The organism is Shewanella sp. (genome assembly GCF_013214165.1).
In the GTDB taxonomy this organism is placed as follows: Bacteria; Pseudomonadota; Gammaproteobacteria; order Enterobacterales; family Shewanellaceae; genus Shewanella.
In genome coordinates this window covers 1-6,959 of the sequence record NZ_JABSSM010000130.1, presented here as the reverse complement: position 1 = coordinate 6,959, position 6,959 = coordinate 1, and the positions used below count along the sequence as shown (strand labels likewise).

The window sequence follows — 6,959 nt, the reverse complement described above, 5'->3', positions numbered from 1 at the left end:
GTCATCATTCGAAGGCTAGCAAGCTTTGGGACAGAAACGAGTTACGAAGCCTAGTAATAAAGCTAAATCGAAGAGACAACTTATCTTGTAAATCAGCAGGTGTAGATGCGGCTGCGAGCTTCCAAAAAAGGGTGAGGTATCACGAAGTTATACTCTCCGAACGAGAGGCTGGGATGCCGAACTGGCCGTTAAACATGGACGTTGTTTGATTTGGCAGAGCCTACAGGGCCAATTTTGTTCCATACAAAATTTGGCATTTCCTCCGTCCATGGAGGTCAGAGTACTCGCGGCGTCTCGTAGAAGTATCTGCACGGAAAGGTCGTTCTTAGGCATCCTGCCTCCACGACATTGGTGCATCCCTGCACTGCACCGCCGCAGGCTATAGATAACCATTAAGGGTCGACCTTCAAAGCACTAGCCGATACCAACTCAGCCAGAAGCTAAACCAGAAAATGTCATCAGACTTCATTCGATAGGCTAACCCCAGATTAGAGCATCAAAAAAGCCCCTTTCGGGGCCTTCTTATAGCTTAGTCGAGCATGCTCCAAATACAATCACTGTTCCCATGACTCCGATAACTAATTTTCTTGGGTATCACTTCTGCTTGCGCTTTGATTACCGTTCCGGAAAATATCGGCACTGTTATTTCAATAAGTACTATTCAACCGGCAAACCATTCGCCTTTCTTAATTTTGCTCGATCTCTTGCAGCCTCACCCATACCCGCCTTCATGGCCTCTGGTATATCCTTGGCAGATATGACTAAGTCACCTTTAATCGGCCATTCGAACATCATAACTGGATGATATCCCTTAGGATAATATAGCTTGGTATCAATTTCTAGATCACGAATTTCCTGTTGTTGAATATCCTTACGTGCATGACGTGGATGCGGTACTACGAAATCCTTACCGTCCGCCATATCAAACTGGGGGGCGCGGTTATTCGGATGTGCAGGCAAGATTCCTTCACGAACCCAAATCCGATCCGGTGTCATATTAACCACTATGCCATCGGGGGCACCGAAGTGATAAGGCCCCTGCCAATGTTCACGTACCTCGGCGACAGTCTCTTCGTTGAGGTAGGGGTCGAATGGCATATGGGTGGTCATAAACAGGCGTGGCTTGATCTGGTTTGCCAGCCAACCTGAAGCATATGCTGGGGTATGATGCGTATCGACCGTATAACGGCCTAGAAATGCCGGCGTCCCCATTACCTGAGAGGTCAGCCCCAGGATCGCGGGTTGGAGTTCAGTGACGTATAAATCACATCCCTTGGCATACTTAAGATCCAGCTTGTTAGGACGGCCATCCCCGGTCCAGACAAAACAGAGATTTTTACCCTCAGGTGTTTTCCAGTCTAGGCGGTAGCCAGACGCACCATCTTTGGCGTGACTACGGCGCCAGTGACTGACCGTCGCGCCATCCTTATCATAGATAATTCCACCGTCATCATTGAAGTCGAATTCGACCACCCTGATTTGATTGCCTGAAGGGAATACATCAAAAGCATCGGTATGCCAATTAAGCATCTTCAACATGCCATCAACCATCCACCTAGTGCCATACTCTTCACTGCGACCTGACGGACCGTAGATAGTTAATGGCTCCTGCCAGCGGCCATTCCAGCCACCAAATTCGTACAGATAAGGTAAGGAGCCATAGTGGTCCACATGCAGGTGAGTAATAAACACCTTGGTCAACTCATTCAATGCCAGTCCCGCTGCGGCGTAATTGGCGATGGAGCCTTCACCCAGATCAAAAATGAAGTTATCTCCATTACCTATCTCGACATATATACTGGTATTCATCTGTCCTGGACGAATAATCGGTGACGTCCCCATAAAGGTGACGCGCATCTCATTGGGTCGAATCTTTTCTGTTCTTGGGAACCAGTTGGCTGCAGATTTTAGCCAGGGCATAGGCTCTATCCCCTCGAACAACAGACCTTCTTTCCAAATTTCTTTTTTCCCCGTTGGATTCTTGACGCCACCAGACAGCACTTTCATGACATCTTCTTTACTGGAATAGAGTCTACCTTTCTGTTTTCTTAGCTGATCTATATCTACGGTATCAAAGTCAAACTGTTGATACCCCTTGTGGGAATGGCTGTGCTTCAATCCCGAAAGGTCATTTGGATTTGCCAAAAAAGCGTTAACTTCTTTCTCCGTTGGTTCGGCCGCCTGTGCAATGCTGCAAAGGCACAATAGACCTAGGAGAGCTGTAGCAAAAGTGATAATTTTCATAAAATTGCCCTTATTTCAGTGCAACTGCTTAGCTAATTTAAAATGATGTTTCATCTGTATTTTAATTTTTCAAAAATTATTGCAGGTAAACGGAGCTGGTTCTGTCACAGGCTCACACTAAGCTGTGATAAACGTAGGCATTGGCCTCCGCAGATACAAGCCTGTTCCCAAGAGAAAATGCCTGCAGTGGTTTCCATTGACCAGTATTAATCATAGACCAAAGTGCGATGCCTGCCAGTGTGCACCTCCATTAGGCTTCTGTGGCAAAGACTATAGTTCCAGCCAGGTTCCTCGGTGATTTTAGATCGACTAACTCTTGAAGCCATTGAAGCCTGTATATTTTCTCATGCTTTAAATGCATATTTTATAAATGTTAGAGAGCAAAAATATCGACAGAGCTTGAGCGTTGAAAAACGACCTTGCCTAATCCACCAGCTTTCCCGAAAGTATCAGAAACGATGAGGTTTCATCATACCTCTGGTGTGATTTAACCCATTAGCAGCAGGCGGGTTAATTAGTAGGCATATTACTAATATATCGACCATTTTCTAGCTCTGAAAAATATTGTTTAAGCATGGGATGGCTAATAGGTTCCAAGATATCATCAGGCTCTAAATTTTGTTCGGTCACGTAAGTTGAATGTGGACTCCCATGAACTAACACACTGTACCTAGGCTTATTTGGGGGAGGTCGAGACTTAGGGACTTGTTCATAGCAATTATCTGTTAGTTGAAATTTCAATTACTCTATCGGCGTCTCGACAGAGCTGGCCGGGGTCGGATTATCCCTCGCCTGGGTAGATACCAGTCTAAGTGATGACAACATCATTAAGGATGGAACATGGCAAAATGATGGCACTGTGCTATTTACTGCCAGCTATGGCTTCTAATACCTTTCATTGATTTTTTAGCCCTAAAGCCGCCATCTTGGCGGTTTTTTCTGTCTAAGTTATTGACTATAGCCATCCGGTCTAGCAAATGACGTATCCAATATGCCCAGGGGATACATTTATGCAAAGTGTGCCCTGAGGCACTTTAAAAATCTCGGCCACAAGCGTATTGTTATCTAATATAAAGCCACGAGATAGATAAAGACAGGATGACGAGATGACACCAACAGTATTGAAAGTGCTATTTATTGCCATAGGGATTTTTCTCGCTTATAAGCTCATCTTTAGCGGCAAGAAGGGGCTGACAATCTTCGAGATGCACTTCAAAGATGGCAGACTTAAATCTCACAAGGGCAAGATCCCGGAGAAGTTTCAGAAAGACTGCCGAGCCTTAGCCAAATCAGAGAAGCTCACCTGCACAGTCAGATGTGAAAAGCTATCGGGTGCGATAAGACTGCATATTTCTGCCAATGTGAACCAAGCCATCACCCAGAGAATGAGAAACCTATTTCCCTTCGAATACTATGATAAAAAAAGTATCGACAATAGCCGTCAGGCTGGATAACTAAATCTTAAGACAGATCTAAGATCTGTCTACTTTAGCTTCAAGCTGCTCGGCTAATCTCGCTGCTGCCTGCCGTCCCTTCTGGCATCCTCAATCATGCGCTCATTATTTTCGAGCATAAGATCAGGCTTCACTGCCACAACATCTTGATTAGCACTGGGCTTAAATGCCCAACAGGGCAGTGAGAATTAAGCACAGGTTGCATTAGATTAAGTCTCTTTGTTAAGGCTTATCTGTGTCTGGCCCTGCATTTCGTTCGGCAATCTTCTCCATGCCCCATACCAGTAACATGCCAGTAAGCAAGGCAGCCAATGCCCAGAAAATGTGCGCAGCCTGCCCGGTCACTTGTTCGAAATGCATGGGTGAGAGATTCTGTTCCAGCAAAGGTACCTGTTCACCAGCAGAGTTTTCACGCCAGGAGAGCACCTCTTTCCAAGGCCATATTTTCCCCAGAGTTCCCAGCATCAAGCCCGTTAAGAAGATGAGAGTGGCGTCGTGAAACTTACGCAGCAGCGCCGACAGAAGATGGCTGAATGTCAGTAGGCCGAAAATACATCCGCAGGCAAAGACGGCAAGCACGGCGATATCGAAATTTTTTGCAGCCGCTAGCACGGGTGGATACAGGCCTAATAGCAACAAGATGAAGCTGCCCGAAATCCCTGGGAGTAACATGGCACAGATGGCAATACTGCCACCGATGAATATATTCAGGTAGGTCATCTCCAATGAGATGGGATTGAGCATGGTGATCCCCCAGGCAAACAGCACTCCCAAGGCAAATAACACCATTCGGATCACAGAGAAGCCTTTCACCTGTTTGAGCATATGCACGACCGAGATCAAGATAAGACCGAAAAAGAACGACCATACGGGTATCGGATGATTGAGCAAAAGATAAGAGATCAACTTAGAAAGACTGAAAATACTGGTTAAAATGCCACCGAAGACACACACCAAGAAGGGCCCGTTGATATGATTAAACGCACCTTTGACACCTTGCTCCCTCACCACCTTGATTAAACTTGGATTGATACGGCGAATGCTGTCTAACAAGGTATCAAGAATGCCTGTAATAAAAGCTATGGTTCCACCGGAAACGCCAGGAACCACATCGGCGGCGCCCATCGCCATGCCTTTTAGGTAGGTAAGCAGGTATTTCAATTTTCAGCCTTATTGAGTTAAATGATATAACGTTTTTCTGTAGAGGGATTATACGGTTGATGATCCGTTAAAGGGAAATGAACTTTGTTTCATTTTGGCTAAATTGCCTCGCTAAGGCTAAATGAGTCTCCGAAAAAGCCATTACACTCGGGCCGAACCGCTATTGACGAAGAATCAGCTTGTTAGTTTTTTGTGATCCATATAACCTAAACTCATCCGACCAGAGCCTAGAACTCCAATTCTAAATAACAATAAGGCCAGATAAAGATGACACAGCAAAGACCCACTAAGGTGATGGCACTCTACAACAAGGTCAGCCGCTTACCCTTCGGCAACAAGATATTCTCGCTTATGGTGTCTAGAATGGCCCCCTACTTCGGTAGCATCAAGCCTCTGATCACTAACCTCAGACCCCATTACTGTGAATGCCTCATCAAGAAACGTAATGCCGTGCATAACCATATCAAGACGGTCCATGTTATCGCCATCTGTAATGGGCTAGAGATGGCGATGGGCGTGATGGCCGAGGCATCAGTCCCTCATCACTTAAGATGGATACCCAAGGGCATGAGCTTAGACTACACGGCAAAGGCTGGCAGTGACATTCGCTGCGTCGCCCAGGTAAAGCCAGAGCAATGGGTCGAGGGAGATCTACTGGTTCCGGTTACCGCCTATGATGAAAACGACATCATAGTCGTCCAGGGACACATAAAACTGTGGATCTCTGCTAAGCCAGCAAGATAGTGCTAGTTTCCCCTTATGACTCTATAAAATGAGTCACACGTTTAAAATTTGATTGTCACCTTAGCCACCAGCGTCTCCGGTTATGTGATGCTGGATATCATCAATGGCTGGGTTCGCTAGCGGCCCCCACAAACTTGCAGCTTGCAGCTTGCAGCTTGCAGCTGTTGACTCACCCACCCAACTGGTTAACACTGATTTAACCTAATGGTCTCACGGATGTTAACCAGTGAAAATATTCAAGCCTTACTTCTTATCAATAGCCGCATTAATTTTCATTTCCATCCCAACATCAGCCAAAACAGACCCGCTGGCCAATATTCTAGATTATCAGCCCAAGTGTATTATCGAAACCTTATCCCCCATAACAATCGATATTCCGACACAAGATTATGTGGACATGGGTGTTCCAGAGGAAAGCCAGGCTTTTAAACAAGCGCTACACACATTGAGAGTTAAAGCCACTCAACAAGGAGCCGATGCCATCAGCTTAACTAGCGTCAGAAACCATATCATGCATGCAACTAAGCAGGTCTCAGTCAATTATACAAACTCTTCCACCCAACATAAAAGAATCAACACCAGACTAACGACCCATCTAGAGGCTGAACTGTTTAAACTCTGCCTCCATGACAAGAGCCTCAGCAAACAAAGATCTAAATACAACTCTCAAGGCTATCGAATCGAAACTATAAGCTATTCCTACACGATGACATTACCGGAAGATCAATCTCCGGCGAGCTTAGCCAAGAAAAAACTCGTTCCCGCCCCCCATATTTCTCTGAAGACTGGTGCTTATGGCATAGAGCTAGGCATGGCGACCGAGCAAGTCAGTGACCGACTTGGGCCGCCAAGTATTGAAGTTAATCTAGATAATAATGAGACAAGCTGGGGATATGGCAGAAGTCTTTGGTTTATTTTTTCAAATAACAGGGTAATAGAAATTAATAGCAGGACACCTACTCTAACCGTTTATGGTAAAAACCTTATTGAGCCTAGAGATGGTTTCGATGATATTAGATGGCTAGTAAATGGCGCGGTGCCGCAAAACGCAACGCTAAGCGATGCACTAATTGAGCTCCCTCAAGCTAGAAAATTAGTCGATGAACGCATATTACATATCTCGAACCAAGCTGCTAAGCTGCAATTATCCTTCGAGATATTTCATCCAAAAAACTTGAGTGAACCCGTTTCCTTGTTAACTGAATATCAGCTACGTCTACAGTCTAACAAAGGTGCCAACCAGAAGCGTTATGCCTCTATCACTCCAACAGAATCACAGCTCAGCGCACTATTTTCACTCCTTAGTTTATCCCAAGTCAACAAACCCAGTTTAAGCCAATTACAGCAAATATATCC

General features: G+C 45.4%; 6 protein-coding genes. 3 read left to right on the top strand and 3 right to left on the bottom strand.

Annotated features, from left to right (window positions below):
- Positions 1–657 precede the first annotated feature (657 nt).
- Together gntH and hspQ are read right to left on the bottom strand one after the other, a co-directional pair.
- A complete protein-coding gene (gene gntH, locus HRU42_RS20025) occupies positions 658–2,244 on the bottom strand; it encodes a guanitoxin biosynthesis MBL fold metallo-hydrolase GntH (RefSeq protein ID WP_295033742.1) in 1,587 nt (528 codons plus the stop codon).
- Between the two features lie 510 nt (positions 2,245–2,754).
- Complete coding sequence (gene hspQ, locus HRU42_RS20020; RefSeq protein WP_295033740.1) at positions 2,755–2,985, bottom strand: heat shock protein HspQ; 231 nt, start codon at positions 2,983–2,985, stop codon at positions 2,755–2,757.
- Positions 2,986–3,350: 365 nt separating this feature from the next.
- On the opposite strand from hspQ, the gene HRU42_RS20015 reads away from it, so the two are divergent.
- Positions 3,351–3,698, top strand: a complete 348-nt coding sequence (locus HRU42_RS20015) for a DUF3634 family protein (RefSeq protein WP_295033738.1) — start codon at positions 3,351–3,353, stop codon at positions 3,696–3,698.
- 222 nt (positions 3,699–3,920) lie between these two features.
- Here the strand turns inward: HRU42_RS20015 and HRU42_RS20010 are convergent, their stop codons facing one another.
- A complete protein-coding gene (locus tag HRU42_RS20010) occupies positions 3,921–4,859 on the bottom strand; it encodes a DUF368 domain-containing protein (protein WP_295033737.1) in 939 nt (312 codons plus the stop codon).
- A gap of 267 nt (positions 4,860–5,126) precedes the next feature.
- On the opposite strand from HRU42_RS20010, the gene HRU42_RS20005 reads away from it, so the two are divergent.
- Together HRU42_RS20005 and HRU42_RS20000 are read left to right on the top strand one after the other, a co-directional pair.
- Entirely contained in the window at positions 5,127–5,603 is a 477-nt protein-coding gene (locus HRU42_RS20005; RefSeq protein WP_295033735.1) for a hotdog fold domain-containing protein, read from the top strand.
- 226 nt (positions 5,604–5,829) lie between these two features.
- Positions 5,830–6,959, top strand: a 1,130-nt coding sequence (locus HRU42_RS20000) for a hypothetical protein (RefSeq protein ID WP_295033733.1), incomplete at its 3' end; no start/stop codon positions are given.